Here is a 14,865-nt window from a genome sequence, read left to right as displayed (position 1 = left end):
TGGAAAATATGAGCGAAAAGAAATTTAAAAGATCAGCGCATGTTGTTTTAACGTCTCACTCAAAGCAGCTTTATAAAAGCAGTTTAAAAATCAACTGGGGTGCTAAAACTCCAAAAGAAAGAGGGCCAGTCATTGGTTCTCTCACAGACATTAAAGAAAGAAATGCGATTGGAACTCACAGCGGAAGTTATTCTGTTTACCGTGCGCTTTCAATTGCCCAAGGTTCTTATAAAACTGATCACCGTCCGGACTTACACAACACTGAGTCTCCGGTAAAAATTGGGCCGTACGCTTCTTGGTTTGACCCGGAGAAAATGGTGTCGATTGATCCATGGGGATTAGATGTTCAGTTAAACTTCAAAGAACTCTATGACCAAGGTTATGACATTCGCCCGACGATTTCTGTAACTCAAGCTCACTTACAACTTCCAGAAATCCACGATGCGATTAAGGCCGGAAGATTAAAAGTTGATGGCAAGATCGTTAAAGAAAACATGGATATCAAAGTAACAAAAGTTGCTCTTGAGCCAGTTTGGTATCTTCCAGGGATTGCAAAGCGCCTTGGAGTTGAAGAAGGTGAGCTAAGAAAAATTCTTTTCCAGGAAACTGGAGGAATGTTCCCTGAGCTTGTGACTCGTCCTGATTTAAAAGTGATGCTTCCACCAATTGGAAGTACGACTGTTTATATTTTCGGAAACCCAGCAGACCTTGCTGATTCAAAAGTAGAGCTTACTTGCCGCGTACACGACGAGTGTAACGGATCAGACGTATTTGGATCAGATATCTGTACGTGTAGACCGTACCTGATCTACGGAATCGAAGATGCTGCTCGCACAGCTCAAAGAGGTGGAGTCGGGATCATCGCTTACTACAGAAAAGAAGGACGCGCTCTTGGTGAAGTAACAAAGTTCTTAGTTTACAACGCTAGAAAGCGCCAGGAAGGAGGAGACTCTGCGGCGACTTATTTCCGTCGTACAGAATGTGTTGCGGGTGTTGAAGATGCTCGTTTCCAGGAATTGATGCCAGATATTCTTCAGTTCTTCGGGATCACAAAAATCCACAACCTGCACTCAATGAGTAATATGAAATACAACGCTATCGTAAAAAGCGGTATCGAAGTTGTGAATAGAATTCAGATTCCTGCTGAGCTAATCCCTGCGGATGCTCAGGTAGAAATCGAAGCGAAAAAAGCTGCCGGTTACTTCACTCCAGGTGAAGTAAAAAAAGGTGATGCGCTAGAAAAAGTTAAAGGGAGACCGATCGATGAGTAATACTGAAAAAGACCTGGATTTTCTTTTGTCGCCAAGTGCGATTAGAAGAAGTGCTGAGAGCATTCTTGAACTAACCCAGGCGGGGAAAACCCATTTTAACTACCACCCGGAAAAATTAAATGAAGTGGTGGATTACGTAGTTCAGGTGATTAATGAAAATTACCCTGATCACAATATTCCTTTCCACTCTCGTTGGGGGCATTTCAAAGTCGGCGGTATCAACCGCGCTGAAGCGCTTAATGCAAAAATCAGCAACAGAGATGCAATGGAGCAGGCGAGAATTAAACTCGACTTGGTTATCACATCTGTTCTTTTAGATGCCGGTGCCGGAAATATCTGGGCCTACAATGAAAAATCGACAGGGAAAATTTTTAACCGTTCTGAAGGTCTGGGAGTCGCAAGCTTCTACCTTTTCATGGAAGGCGCTCTTTCAGAAGATGGTTCATTAAAAGCGACGGCCACAGGACTGCAAAATCTTACGGCAGAAAAATTAAAATCAGCTTTCCAGGTAACAGAATCAAATCCTCTCATTGGAGTTGAAGGACGCTTAAGCCTGCTTAAGAATCTTGGTAAAACAGTTGCCGATAAACGCGAGATTTTCCCTCTGGGAAGACCGGGAAGCATTGTGGATTATCTCGAAATTCGCTACGGGAAAAACATCACAGGGCCACAGCTTCTAAGAGCAGTGCTTGATGGGTTGGGAGAAATCTGGCCGGGAAGATTAAAAGTTGATGGCGTGAATCTTGGTGATGCCTGGTCATATTCAAAAGTTCCAGGTGGACTTGCGGTTTTCCACAAACTTTCTCAGTGGATGACTTACTCTTTGATTGAGCCGCTTATTGAAGCAGGTTTTACAGTGACGGATGTGGATAAGCTGACTGGTTTGGCTGAATACAGAAACGGTGGACTATTGGTTGACCGCGAACTGATCACACTAAGAGATAAAAAATTAATGGAGGCCAGCCATAGACCGGATTCAGAACTCATCATTGAATGGCGCGGGCTAACAGTGGCCCTGCTTGATCGCATTGGAGCTGAAGTGCAGAAGAAGCTTGGAAAATCTTCAGGTGAATTCCCGCTGGCAAAAGTTCTTGAAGGTGGAACATGGTGGGCCGGAAGAAAGGCAGCGAAAGCAAAAAGACCTGACAGTTCTCCTCCATTAAAGATTGAAAGTGATGGAACAGTTTTTTAATTAAGTTTAATTTATTTAAGGAAATATTATGGGCCAGAAAATTACGATCATTAAGCACCCGCTCTTAAGACACAAGCTGGGGCACTTGCGTGATAAAAACACGAACTCGAATGACTTCCGTGAGATCACCAAAGAAATCTCGAAGATTTTAGCATATGAAGCAATGAGAGAATGGGACCAGATGGAGCCAGTGGCCATCGAAACTCCAATTGCTAAGACGACAATTGAAAGAATGATCAACCCTCCAGTGGTTGTTTCTATCCTTCGCGCCGGAAATGGGATGCTGGATGCAGTATTGTCGATGTTACCGATTGCCAGCGCTGGATTTATCGGGATCTATCGCGATAAATTTATTCACAATACGGTTGAGTATTATTTCAAAATGCCGGAAAATATTAAAGGCAAAGAAATTCTTCTGTGCGACCCACTGGTGGCAACATCAGATACGATTGTGGCAGCGATTGACCGCTTAAAACAATACGAAGTTGGCAAGATTAAAGTTCTTTGTTTAATTGCTTCGAAAATTGGTCTGGAAAAGCTTCATTTTTTCCACCCAGACGTCGAAGTGTTCACATTGAATGTAGAAGAAGAGATTAACGAAGTTGGTTACCTTGTTCCAGGACTTGGGGATGCGGGAGACCGCCTTTTCCAGACTAAATAGGAAAATTGCATGGTTACTCCATACATTATCGGTGTTGCAGGTGGAAGCGGATCTGGGAAAACTTATTTTGCCAGAGAGCTACAGAAAATTCTTGGCGATGAGAGATGTTCGATTCTTTATCAGGACAACTACTACATTGACCAGTCTGCAAAATTCGACGGCGATGGTGGATCAGTAAACTTCGATCATCCAAGTAGTCTCGACTTTGATCTTTTGGCCCAAGGTCTTCGTGATTTAAAGCAAGGCAAAAGCATCAAAGTTCCTCTTTACGACTTTGCTACTCACACAAGAAAAATTGAAACAATCGACTGCCATCCAAAGAAAATTATTCTGGTGGATGGCATTCTGATTTTAGATTCAAGTGTTGTCCGCGCAGCTCTTGATGAAGCAGTTTTCTTCGATACGCCAGAAGAGCTGCGCTTTAAAAGAAGACTGGACAGAGATGTTCATGAACGCGGAAGAACGCCTGATGGAGTCAAAAAGCAATTTGACCTGCAGGTAAAACCAATGCACAACCAGTTTGTTGAACCATCAAAAATCTTTGCTCAAACCATTGTCAAAGATTTTGGTGATTATCATGAAGCGATAGAATTCTTCACCAGAAAACTGACTTAAACTTTTTTTGGAAAATTAGTCATGAAAAATTTTTTGATTCTCCTGACGGGATTGTTATTTATTAACACCGGCGTCTTTGCGTCTACACACATTCTTTTCCTAGGTGATTCTCTCTCTGAAGGTTATGGACTTGATGAAGAGCAGTCCTTTCCTCGTTTAGTGGAAAAAAACCTGAAAGAGAAAAAACACGATGTCGTTGTCACTAACGGCGGAGTGAGCGGTTCAACTTCGGCAAGTGGAGTGACCAGACTTAAGTGGCACTTAAAAAAGAAAACTGACATTCTGGTTTTAGAGCTAGGGGCCAATGATGGTCTGCGCGGACTAAAACTTGCTGAAACCGAGAAGAACCTTTTAGCGATTATCAAACTTGCGAAAGAGAAAAAGGTAAAAGTTTTATTGCTAGGACTTTTAATGCCTCCTAACTATGGAAAGCAGTATGTGGCCGAATTCGAAGCTATGTACAAAAAAATTGCCAGCACTGAAAAAGTTGCTTTCCTTCCTTTTGTTTTAAATGATGTAGCGGGGAAATCGGATCTTAATTTACCAGACGGGATTCACCCGAATGCCAAGGGGCATGTCATGGTGGCCAAAACAGTAACTGATTTTGTGGAAAAAAATTTATGAGAATAGAAGTTAAAAATTTAAATAAGCATTTCGAGCAGGGCAAAAATACGATTCACGTTTTAAACGATGTCACCCTGGATATTAAAAGTGGCGAGATTATCGCCCTTCTTGGTAAATCGGGAAGTGGGAAGACGACGATGCTTTCACTCCTGGCCGGGCTCGATCGCCCGGATCATGGAAGCATTTCTGTTGACGGCACTGACCTGACAAAATTATCAGAGGAAGAGCTTTGTAAGTTTAGGGCCGAGAAGCTGGGGATTGTTTTCCAGCAGTTTCATTTAATTCCTCATCTAACAGCTTTAGAAAATGTTCTGTTGTCATTTGAGATTAATGGCAAAGAAGATAAGGATACAGCGATGAAGTGGCTGGATATGGTTGGCCTAAAAGAGCGCGCTAATCATTACCCTTCAATGCTTTCAGGTGGAGAGCAGCAGCGCGTGGCGATTGCTCGTGCTCTTTCTTTTGGACCTCCTTTACTTCTAGCGGACGAGCCGACAGGAAACCTGGATACTGAAACGGGCAAACATGTTATTGAAATTCTTTTTAATATGGTCCGTGAAAAAAAGACTACCATGATTCTTGTCACTCATGATGAGGAACTGGCCAGTAAGGCAGATCGCATTGTGCGTCTGATTGGTGGAAAATGTCATTTATAAAATTCTTCTGGAAAGACTTCAGGTCTGATAAGTCGTTTAACTGGTTTTATGTTCTTTGTGCTTCATTGGGGATTATTGGTCTTTTACTAGTGGAGTCCTTTCGAGTTGGCATTGAAGATAAAGTCGCTAAAAATGCTAAAAACTTTATTGCCTCTGACCTTTCCATCTCAACCAGGCGTGCGCTTGATGAAAGCGAAATCAAAAAAATTGAAAACTACCTAAGCGAAAAACAATTCACTTACGCCAAATGGACGGAAACATACTCGTTGGTGATGAAAGTGACTTCTGATAAAGAAGGTGAGCCTTTATCAAAGCTTGCGGACTTAAACTTTGTTACACCTGAATTTCCTTTTTATGGAAGTGTGGTGCTCGAAGAAGGGGGACGCAAAGGCCCGGGCGACTGGGGAAGTATCCATGAAAGTCCTGTTCTCTGGATGAGTCGCGATCTTTCGTGGGAGCTGGGAATTAAGGTCGGTGATAAGGTAAAAGTAGGAGAAGCAATCTTTACTGTCGGTGGAATTATACTGCAGGATCAGTTCTCTTCCTTTAGAGGATTTAATTTAGCACCTAAGATTTTTCTTTCTTATAATTTTCTGCCGCAAACTGACTTAATTAAATTTGGTTCAACTGCAACTTATAGTTACTCAATTAAGCTTCCGCCTGAAATCAAAAATAAAGTTATACAAAAAGAACTGCGTAGTCTGATTATTGATAAGGCCGTGAAGATTGCAGGGCCTGAAGAGTCGAGCCAGCAGATTTCTCGCTCACTCAATCTTCTTACAGATTACCTGAGTTTGATTACGCTCATGACTTATTTACTAAGTCTTGTCGGTCTTTATTATTTCACCCAGCATTTTCTTTCAAAGAAACTTAAAACGTTTTCGATTTATAAAGCGATGGGAATTAGAACGACGTTTCTCTTTAAGGTAAACTTTGTTCACCTGGTCTTACTTACATCGATTGCAGTTCTCATTTCTACGACAATTGTAGTCTCTGCACTCCCATTTACTGAAGGGTATTTTAGTAAACTTGTTGGAGAGGAGCTCATTTTTAGACTCAATGGTCTTGCTCTGTTGCGTATTCTTTCTCTTTCTTTAGGGGGAAGCATGCTGGCGCTGGGGCCTCTTTTCTGGGGCGCTCTACAGACTCCGGTCGCAACGATCTTTCAGGATTTACCGGCAGAACTTAAGCGCATTAAGTTTTATTACTTTCTTCCACTTTTAGTGTACGTGATTATCCTGGCGATTGTTTTAGCTAACTCAATTAAAGTGGGTTCACTTTTCCTTGGTGGGTTACTTCTGATTATCTTTTTGGCCGGGGTTTGCTTTAAAGGGGTCACAACTCTTTTAGACAGGTCCTCTGGAAAGATGGCGTTTGTTAACCGTCATGCTTCGAGAACAGTAAGTCGCTATTTTACTTCGTCATTCACCATTTTTATTTGCTTGCTTGTAGGGATGACGTTAACGACTTTCATTTTTCAATTAGAGAGTTCTTTAAGGGAAGAATTTACTCAAACTTATGGAGATAGAAGACCAGATCTTTTTATGTTTGATCTTCAAGACACTCAGGCCGAAGAGTTTGACCAGCTGACAAAATCAGAAGGCTGGAACCGCACTATGTTTGCCCCAATGATTAGAGGGCGCTTACTAAAAATTAATGATGTGGCCACACAAAAAAGAGAAGAGCCTGGTACAAATGACCCAAGTTTCCAGACGAGAGAGGAAGAAAACTCAGAGCGTGTGAGAAACCGTGGCGTGAACTTAAGTTATCGCTCTCACTTGTCGTGGTCGGAAACACTGGTTGAAGGAAAATTTAACGGTGAGAAATGCGATGTAGAGAAAGGTCCATGTGAGATTTCTCTTGAGCGCTCTTATGCCAGAAGACTAGGAGCTGAAATCGGAGATAAGTTGGTTTTTGATATCAGCGGGATCGAAGTTGAAGGAGTGGTGACAAGTTTCCGTACCGTAAAGTGGACGAGTTTTGAGCCAAACTTTTTTATCTTGTTTCAACCTGGAGTATTGGAAGAAGCCCCAAAGACGTACCTCGCCTCGATTAAAGTGAAGTCATTTGAAGAAAAAAGAAAAGTCTTCTCAAAAATGGCAGAGACTTTTCCAAGTGTGTCGATGTTGGAAGTTTCAGAGTTAGTGAGAAAAATTACGACCATCTTTGATTTAATGGCAATTGCCATTAAATTTATTTCTTTCTTATCTCTGTTTGTGGCCTTCGTTGTCCTGGTGGCGGTGAGTTTTAATCACCTGGAGCTAAGAAAGCGTGAAATGAGTCTCTTTTATATGCTAGGGCTTAAGACAGATACGATTAAGCAAATTTATTCAAGAGAATTTTCGTTTTTAACGGGCTTCTGCTTTATTCTCTCTGTGCTTTTTGGTTCAGGGTTGACGTTTGTGATTATGAAGAATGTCTTTAATTCAGAAGTGATCCTGAGACTTGGATTTGTTGTGCCGGTTATGGCAGCACTTTCAATTCTTCTACTGGTTATTGTGAGTTTGCGAGTCAATAAACTCGTGAAGAGTAAAAGTTTATTTTAAAGTTGTGATCTCAAGGCTTCGCGAATTTCAGGGGCCTTGGGAGTGCGCTTTAAAAAGTAACGGACACCGATAGCGACTTCAACTGATTGATCAGCTTCATCGTACACAACGTCGTCACTGTATGAATTGACTGTGAATGGCGAGAATTTAACTTTAATTTTCCAGTTCGGATCATCTAGATTTGCTTTATAAGCGTATTGGCCGTGACAAATTGAGCTTCCCATATCCCACGTATCGCGCGATCTTGCTGATGTGGCCAGTTGGTCAGCGCTTACAAGAATATTTGTTTTAGGAGCTTCATTCTTATTGTAGCCGTTGCAATTACAGCTGTATGAACAGATCTTTTCTCCGGCCTTATTGTCGATTCCGGGACCTTTAGCGACACATTTACAAACAAAAACATCATGGGCCGCTTGCGCGTTTCCTGCAATCGTTAGGGCGAAGAGGAAGAATGTCATAGTAAACATTTTCGTTAGCATAACGGCTCCACAAGTTTATGGACCAAGCTTAACCTCTGACCTAACTTTTTGGGAGAGGTGGATGTAAAAAGGGTAGAGCTGTCCATTCTTTAGACACTCTGGTAAAATGCCTCTATGACAAATTTTATTGTTATTTTTACCTGTCTTATCGCTGGAAACCTTTGCAAAAAGGTACGCCACTTTCCAAGTGCCACGCCACAGGTTTTAAATTCCTTTGTAGTTTATTTATCACTGCCAGCTCTGGTTTTTGCCCAGCTTCCGAAACTTTTGGTGACCATGGATTTTAGCGGGAACTGGTGGATGCCAGTATCGATGGCATGGATGGCCTTTGCTTTATCTTATTTAGTTTTTGGTTTTGCCGGAAAACAGTTTGGATGGAAAGACTCGACCACCGGTGCCCTGATTCTCACAGCTGGATTGGGAAACACATCCTTTGTTGGATTTCCTTTATTAGAGGCCTTAATCGGCCCGCATGCTCTTCCTATCGGGATTTTGGCAGATCAGCCAGGAAGTTTTCTTGCATTGGCGACAATTGGTATTTTTGTAGCCGCTCTTTATTCGGGAGCTAAAATCACACCACAATTTATTGCGCGCAGGATTTTATTCTTCCCGCCTTTTATCGCTCTTTTACTTTCTGTTTTTTGGTATCTGCTGTTTGGAATTAACTATCCTAACAGTCTTGATCCTATTATACCGGCATTTGAAAAGGTGGCAGCAACTCTTGTTCCACTAGCGGTTTTTTCCGTTGGTTATCAGCTGCATGTTGACCTTGCCGTTTTTAAAAGACGTTGGTTTCCATTAATGATCGGTTTGGGCTTCAGGCTTTTAGTCCTTCCTGCTTTTTTTGCTTTTTTCTACATTAAGCTTTTAGGTGGAAGTGATTTAATCACACAGGTCACAGTGCTTGAATCAGCAATGGCGACTATGATTACTGCTGCCGTTGTGGCCAATGAATTTAACTTAGACAATGAACTCACCAACCTGATGGTGGGAGTAGGAATTCCTATTTCTCTTATTACTGTGCCGCTTTGGAAGTATTTCCTGGGACTTTAGTATTGAGTTGCCCACAAGCGGCCAGGATATCATCGCCTTTTGTCGTGCGAATAAGTGCCGGCAGGTTGTAACTCTCAATAATTTTTTGAAAGCGTAGAATGCTCTCATCTGTAGAGCGCTCGAAATCAGAACCAGGGAAGGGGTTAAAAGGGATCAGGTTGATGATGGCCTGTCTGCCTTTTAAGAAAGCTCCTGTTGCATGAGCATCTTCTTCTGTGTCGTTAAAATCTTTAATCAAAAGGTATTCGTAAATCACATACTGCTTTCTCGCTAGAGGAATTGTGTCGATGTAATCCATGACTTCCTGAAGTGAGTAGCGCTGATTGATTGGGATAAGTTTATTTCTTTTTTCTTCAATTACTGAATGCAGAGAAAGAGCGAGATTTACTCCCGGCATTTCTTCGTTCCAGCGCTTTAGCCCCGGCAGATACCCCGCTGTTGAGACAGTGATTTTTTGAATTCCCAAACTCATGCCATGCTGGTCGAGGAAAATTTCAGATGCTTTTTTAACCGCTGAGAAATTGTGAAGAGGTTCGCCTTGTCCCATATAAACGATATTTTTTAACTGGTGATCGTCCGGGCGGTTTTCCTTTAGCCAGTTCCAGGCAAGAATAAACTGACCGATGATTTCAGAAGTTTCTAGGTTTCTTTTTAGGCCCTGAGTTCCGGTAAAACAAAAAGAGCACTTCATCGCACATCCAACCTGGGTTGAAAGGCAGATGGTGTACTTGTTTTGAAAAGGAATAAGCACGCATTCAACTTTTTGATCGTCTTTTAATTTTACTAAAAGTTTGACTGTCTGATCTGTTGATTCATGAACGTAGTCGATCTCTGGAAGAGCGAAATCAAAATTTTCGGCCACAAATGAACGGGCCGCTTTTGAAAGATTGTGGTGCTCGCAAGGCGAGAGTTTTTTTTCTTTGTAATGATGGCGAAAAAGCAGCGAGGCACTTTTGGGATTGATGGCATGAGTTTCCAGAAGAGTTTCCAGCTCCTGATAATTATGCTCGTAAAAAGATGTTCTGCTTGCGCTCATACAAGATTAACGTCGATGATTAAAAGGCGAGTAGGAATTGATCCTTTAAACTCACTTTCATCACCCTGATTCATTTTTGTTAAAGTTTGAGCATGAGTATCATAAATAAACTTTAAAGGGCAGAGTGCTTTGATCTTTAGTGGATTTTTTCCATCTCTATCCACGATGCTGAGAGAGCTTTTGGCAAAATCTCTTCTGGTCATGATGTTAAAGTCGCGGCAAGTGCCTTGAATCAGTTGGCAGTGAATGTCTTCTTCTCCGGAGAAAGTAAGAGGAGAAAAAGGGGTGTCCATTGTTAGAGACTGAGGTTTTTTATTTAATCGAAAGCCCGCGCCTTCCATTAAAAGAAGAATGCGATCAATCCCCGGAAAATGAGAGAAGGGCCCATCTGAACTGACTGTGGCCATGGAAAGACGAAAATTGAAGTCGCCTTCACTTGGCATTCTATAAAGCTCTAAAGTAGAGCCTCCGCCATTTTTCCACGGCATTTCTTTAAATGAATCTTTAGTAAAAATTTCGATCATTAATTGCTGTCACAAACGATGGCATCAAAGCGGTTGGCCAGAGCGCGACACGCACTTTGAATTTCACTTTTTCCAAGCTCTCTCGGGTAGACAGCAACCCAGGCAATAGAGCCCTGGAAGTAGTCCCATGCGCCACCTGCTGAGCGGCCAATGGTAAATGTATTGGCGACGTTGTTGATTGTTGGAGCGGAACCATAACTAGAGGCCGTGCCGTTTTTATAAACAGTAATGCCTGAGGGAGTGTAAACAACAGCGATGTGTTGCCATTGATTAACGTCGATTGAGTGAGATTCAAAAGTTGTCGATGTTCCGGTGAAGGCAGACCAGTTACTATTTTGAATAACCAGTGCGCGATTATAACTTCCCGAGTGATTGTCGATAGAAAGTACGTGCTGAAAAGTAGTACTTGTCGGATAAACCCAGGCCATCCATGTGGTGCTGCTTAAAGCGCTTGGACGGGCATTGATACTTGTTGTAACGACTGTGCTAGTTCCGTTAAATTCAAAACGGTAGGGACTCGTGAAGATTCCATTGCCGGCAAAACCGCCACCCATAGAACAGTCTAAACTTCCATTTAAAGCGCTATTAGATGTATTTACCCATGTCGAAATTGAACAGCCTGTACTTGGAATCGAGCGGTCACCGTTGGCATTTTCAGCATCAAAAGTTGCGCTTGCTCCACCGGGAAGAGATTTACTGCTTCCGCTACCGGAGCTATTTGAGCAAGAGGTAATAAGAGATAGAAGAAAAACGGATAGAATTAACTTTTTCATAGAAAAATTTTCTATCCGCGCTCTTTTAGTGTCAAACCTTTTAAGAAGTTTCTGAGGAATTGGTCACCGCATTCGCGGTAGTTTTCATGACCTTTCTTGCGAAGAAGAGCACTGAATTCAGAGCGGCCAACTTTAAAGCCAGCTCGGGACATAGCATCGTGCATATCTTCTTCTTTTAGGGCAAAGGCCACCTTAACTTTCTTTAAAACGACATTGTTAGTAACGGGCAGTTCAAAAGGTGGAGGAGTTTTGCTCTCGTCTTTTCCACGCTTGTAATAAACCATGCCATCTAAAAAGTGAGCAATCACTTCATCGCTACATTTGATGTAGCCCGGGTCTTCTTCGTCTTTAAAATAAGCGCGCACTTCTTCTAATGGCACCGTTGGGCCAGAGAGTTTGATGATCTCCACGACTTTATAGTCGCTGATATCGAGTAGGTAGCGCAGGCTTCTTAGGTAATCGTTTGGGGTCATAGTATGGTCTTCCTTTTTTCGTGATTATAATGGGTTTTACTCCAAAAAGTGACTACTTTTTAGACAAGTCATTACCTTTTTACAGCGTAACTTGAGGAAATTTCTGGAAGTGACAGAATACCTAAAATTGTACGCGAACCCTTCACCCCCAAACGGAGTCGTTATGAAGTCTAAATCTTTAGTTCTCGCTTGCGCGCTTTCGGCAGCTGCTTTTAGCTTTTCTGCCTTTTCTCAAGAATCAACAGTCTGTGCTGATCCTCTAAAAAAGATCTGTACTGAAACTCAAGCTCAAAGAGCTCAGAGAGACATTTATATCAATAAACTAAAAGGCGAAATTGCAGCAGAAGCTTCAAAAGCTTCTGAGCCAAGAATTGAAGAAATGAAGAAAAAGATTTCTAAATTTCACTTCATTAAACGTGCTATCCAGTCATACAAGATTAGAAACCAGGAAATTATGCGTGCAGCGAAGAAACGTGTAGTTGGTATCGAAACAGTTGTTACAGATCCAGCTAACGTAAATCTTCTTAAGTCATACATGAAGCGTGGAATTTCAGAAAGCCGCTTTGACAATACAACGAAGATTGTTATGTCAGGAATTATCGACCAAATTATCGTTGGTAACTTTGGTGACTTCCTTGAGAGAACAGGAATGGAAGATAACATTCTAGCGCAACTTCTAAACAATGCATGTGGATCTGATGGTATGGTGGCAAATGCTTTTGCTACAACATTAGGAAACGACAAATACGTTTTAATCTGTCCAGGATTCCTGATCACGATGAGCCAGGAGCCGGATATGAGAGAGAGATTTAACAGCATCCTTCTTGCTATCTCTCACGAAATGGGTCACCACTTAGATAACAGCAAGCTTGGTAACGAACTATACAAACCATTCATGGGATGTTTAGCGGATAACTATGTTGATAAATTCAACAAGACAGACGACGATAAAAAATTCTGTAAGAAGAATGAAAAAGACCCAGCTGCGTGTAACATGAAAGTTGTAACAAGCCACGCTGGTGAGTTGATTGCTGATGCTTGGGGTATGAAAGCTCTAAACATTCACGCGAGATCACAAAACTACTCTTTTGCTGAAACAGATGCACTTCTAGTAAGCAGCTGGGCAAATCTATGTGGAACTGGTGATGAAGGTATCCACCCGTCTGGTGACTTCCGCATTGGAACATCGCTAAGAACGAACCCTGATATCGTTGACTACCTGGCTTGTGGCAACGCAGGTGTAAGCAATAAACCAGCTTGTACATTCGAAGGCGCAGTTAGTATTTAAGACTTTCTAACTAATCATATCTGATTTAGAATCTCCCTGAGGGTTATGCCCTCACGGGAGATTTTATGTTTTTACAATTCAATTTTTCCGCTATCCTTGTTTGTGCCGTGCTCAATATGGTGCTGGGCTTTTTGTGGTATGCTTTTCTTTTTAGCAGGCCATGGATGAAGCTGATGGGATTAAATCCTGACAAAATGAGTGAACACGAATCTCAAAATGCTGTGACTCACGGTTATTTTGCCTCGTTTATCTCTTACATCATCATGGCATTGGTATTGAGCTATTTTATTATTACAACAGGGGCTACGACGGCATTAGAGGGTTTAAAACTCGGCTTTTTATGTTGGCTGGGATTTTCTTTGACGACAATGCTCCCGAACCATTATTTTTTTATGAAACCTATTAAGCTTGCTTTCATTAATATCTCTTATCCACTTGTGGGAGTGTCAATGATGGGCGTGATCCTTGCCATTTGGAGATAGTATGAAAAGCGTTCTACTTTTATCACTTGTGACTCTTTCGTTGTATTCATGTTCTAAGACACCAGAGAAACCAGCTGTCACTATTGGCCAGTACTCTAAGCAAGTCGTGCAGATTAATGAAGTCGTCAATAAACTGATGAATGAACCAGATGTGAAAGTCATGAACTATATGGCCGATGGAGTAGAGGCGACCAGGGCCATCCCGTGCGATGCTGTCGGTGAAGAATGCAATGCCTATTACGAATTTCTTAATAAAGTTGTCGACCTGACAAAAGATAATGAGCTTAGCGATGCAGACAGAAAGGAATTAGTAGACCTTCAGGCAAAGCTTCAAACAGAGCTGCAAAAAAGTGATGCAAAAATCCAACAAGAGTGGAAAGACTACATCAATTCTCAAGGTAAAAAAGAATAAATTTTTAGTGGATTGCCAGTGGCTTTCTTAAGCGTACAAGCACCATACTGGTAGTAAATTCTCTACCCAGGAGTTTTTGTAGCCACTTTTTCCCTTTGATTGGTTTGCAGTTAAGCTCGACGATTTCAAATGGACTTTCATTAAAGATCTTTTCAAAATCAGCAATTGAAAGCTGGTTAAGTCCACCGGCCACTTCATTAAACTTCGTCGCACCGTCATGATAGAACTGGTTTCTCCAGCGAATCAGGGCCTTTTCAGTGAAAAGCAAATGCGCCCATGGGAAGACAGAGAAGGCGTGTCCTCCGTGCGGGTGATACCAAGTTGGACCAAAGCTAATATAAGCTTCACCACCAGGGCGAAGACAGCTGTACATGATTTTTAACATTTCTGCTGGCCGATCGAAGTGTTCGAAAGCATCAATAGAAATAATTAAGTCTGCCTGCGATTGAAGATTTTCAGGGAGAGTCGTCGCAAAAGTGCAGTTTGGAAGTTGAATACGTTCTAAGTTGTCTGCCACTAGCTCTGGTCTGATTTCAAGACCTAGAGAAAGTTTAGCACCCCATTGGGCCATCGCTTCGGTGTCTCCACCTAGGCCACAGCCAAAATCAACGACGAATTTATCTTTGATTTTTGAAGGGAAATCATCGACGAAAATCTTATCTAAAGTCAGACGGTTTTCAGATGCCGGTGCGCTTGTATCAATGTGATATTTTTTCTTTAGATAAGCAAATTGTAGGTCGTTAATCATATTCGTCATCCTCGTCTTTATACAACAGAATC

General features: G+C 41.9%; 17 protein-coding genes. 11 read left to right on the top strand and 6 right to left on the bottom strand.

What is annotated here, in order from left to right:
* Positions 1–8 precede the first annotated feature (8 nt).
* The 7 genes from AC6JA8_RS17125 to AC6JA8_RS17095 are packed head-to-tail and all read left to right on the top strand — an operon-like array spanning position 9 to position 7,565.
* On the top strand, positions 9–1,271 hold the full coding sequence (locus AC6JA8_RS17125; RefSeq protein ID WP_491638174.1) for a GTP cyclohydrolase II: 1,263 nt from the start codon (positions 9–11) through the stop codon (positions 1,269–1,271).
* Positions 1,264–2,463: a URC4/urg3 family protein gene (locus tag AC6JA8_RS17120; RefSeq protein WP_497974890.1), complete on the top strand. Its 1,200-nt coding sequence runs from the start codon at positions 1,264–1,266 to the stop codon at positions 2,461–2,463. Before AC6JA8_RS17125 ends, AC6JA8_RS17120 begins: the two co-directional genes overlap by 8 nt.
* A gap of 28 nt (positions 2,464–2,491) precedes the next feature.
* The gene (gene upp / locus AC6JA8_RS17115; protein WP_102245023.1) at positions 2,492–3,124 is read left to right on the top strand and encodes a uracil phosphoribosyltransferase; all 633 of its coding nucleotides are present in this window, start codon (positions 2,492–2,494) and stop codon (positions 3,122–3,124) included.
* A 9-nt stretch (positions 3,125–3,133) separates the two neighbouring features.
* Positions 3,134–3,739, top strand: coding sequence for a uridine kinase (udk, locus tag AC6JA8_RS17110; RefSeq protein WP_497974889.1), 606 nt, complete (start codon positions 3,134–3,136; stop codon positions 3,737–3,739).
* A 21-nt stretch (positions 3,740–3,760) separates the two neighbouring features.
* Positions 3,761–4,363 (top strand): arylesterase, encoded by a 603-nt coding sequence (locus AC6JA8_RS17105; RefSeq protein WP_497974888.1) that lies wholly within the window; start codon positions 3,761–3,763, stop codon positions 4,361–4,363.
* Positions 4,360–5,019, top strand: a complete 660-nt coding sequence (locus tag AC6JA8_RS17100; protein WP_497974887.1) for an ABC transporter ATP-binding protein — start codon at positions 4,360–4,362, stop codon at positions 5,017–5,019. Before AC6JA8_RS17105 ends, AC6JA8_RS17100 begins: the two co-directional genes overlap by 4 nt.
* Complete coding sequence (locus AC6JA8_RS17095) at positions 5,007–7,565, top strand: ABC transporter permease (RefSeq protein ID WP_497974886.1); 2,559 nt, start codon at positions 5,007–5,009, stop codon at positions 7,563–7,565. Before AC6JA8_RS17100 ends, AC6JA8_RS17095 begins: the two co-directional genes overlap by 13 nt.
* Here AC6JA8_RS17095 and AC6JA8_RS17090 read toward each other — a convergent pair.
* Positions 7,562–8,044: a hypothetical protein gene (locus AC6JA8_RS17090; RefSeq protein WP_497974885.1), complete on the bottom strand. Its 483-nt coding sequence runs from the start codon at positions 8,042–8,044 to the stop codon at positions 7,562–7,564. The two genes, AC6JA8_RS17095 and AC6JA8_RS17090, sit on opposite strands and share 4 nt — an antisense overlap.
* Positions 8,045–8,158: 114 nt before the next feature.
* Here AC6JA8_RS17090 and AC6JA8_RS17085 point away from each other — a divergent pair, with 114 nt between their 5' ends.
* Positions 8,159–9,097: an AEC family transporter gene (locus AC6JA8_RS17085; protein WP_497974884.1), complete on the top strand. Its 939-nt coding sequence runs from the start codon at positions 8,159–8,161 to the stop codon at positions 9,095–9,097.
* Here AC6JA8_RS17085 and rlmN read toward each other — a convergent pair.
* The 4 genes from rlmN to AC6JA8_RS17065 are packed head-to-tail and all read right to left on the bottom strand — an operon-like array spanning position 9,060 to position 11,903.
* On the bottom strand, positions 9,060–10,133 hold the full coding sequence (rlmN, locus tag AC6JA8_RS17080) for a dual-specificity RNA methyltransferase RlmN (RefSeq protein WP_497974883.1): 1,074 nt from the start codon (positions 10,131–10,133) through the stop codon (positions 9,060–9,062). The two genes, AC6JA8_RS17085 and rlmN, sit on opposite strands and share 38 nt — an antisense overlap.
* Entirely contained in the window at positions 10,130–10,657 is a 528-nt protein-coding gene (locus AC6JA8_RS17075) for a HutD/Ves family protein (RefSeq protein ID WP_497974882.1), read from the bottom strand. The genes rlmN and AC6JA8_RS17075 overlap by 4 nt, the downstream gene beginning before the upstream one ends.
* Positions 10,657–11,430 carry a LamG domain-containing protein gene (locus tag AC6JA8_RS17070; protein ID WP_497974881.1) on the bottom strand — a complete coding sequence of 258 codons (774 nt, stop codon included), beginning with the start codon at positions 11,428–11,430 and terminating at the stop codon, positions 10,657–10,659. Before AC6JA8_RS17070 ends, AC6JA8_RS17075 begins: the two co-directional genes overlap by 1 nt.
* A gap of 11 nt (positions 11,431–11,441) precedes the next feature.
* Positions 11,442–11,903, bottom strand: a complete 462-nt coding sequence (locus AC6JA8_RS17065) for a YehS family protein (RefSeq protein ID WP_497974880.1) — start codon at positions 11,901–11,903, stop codon at positions 11,442–11,444.
* Between the two features lie 163 nt (positions 11,904–12,066).
* Between AC6JA8_RS17065 and AC6JA8_RS17060 the strand changes: the two genes are divergently transcribed.
* The 3 genes from AC6JA8_RS17060 (at position 12,067) to AC6JA8_RS17050 (ending at position 14,085) form a co-directional block, all read left to right on the top strand.
* Positions 12,067–13,191, top strand: a complete 1,125-nt coding sequence (locus AC6JA8_RS17060) for a hypothetical protein (protein WP_497974879.1) — start codon at positions 12,067–12,069, stop codon at positions 13,189–13,191.
* A 65-nt stretch (positions 13,192–13,256) separates the two neighbouring features.
* On the top strand, positions 13,257–13,673 hold the full coding sequence (locus AC6JA8_RS17055) for a DUF1761 domain-containing protein (RefSeq protein WP_497974878.1): 417 nt from the start codon (positions 13,257–13,259) through the stop codon (positions 13,671–13,673).
* A 1-nt stretch (position 13,674) separates the two neighbouring features.
* A complete protein-coding gene (locus tag AC6JA8_RS17050; RefSeq protein ID WP_497974877.1) occupies positions 13,675–14,085 on the top strand; it encodes a hypothetical protein in 411 nt (136 codons plus the stop codon).
* A gap of 4 nt (positions 14,086–14,089) precedes the next feature.
* Here AC6JA8_RS17050 and AC6JA8_RS17045 read toward each other — a convergent pair whose 3' ends face one another.
* Positions 14,090–14,833 (bottom strand): class I SAM-dependent methyltransferase, encoded by a 744-nt coding sequence (locus tag AC6JA8_RS17045; protein ID WP_497974876.1) that lies wholly within the window; start codon positions 14,831–14,833, stop codon positions 14,090–14,092.
* Between the last annotated feature and the right edge of the window lie 32 nt (positions 14,834–14,865).

It is taken from the genome of Bacteriovorax sp. HI3 (assembly GCF_059738875.1).
This window is presented reverse-complemented; position numbering and strand designations above follow the sequence as displayed.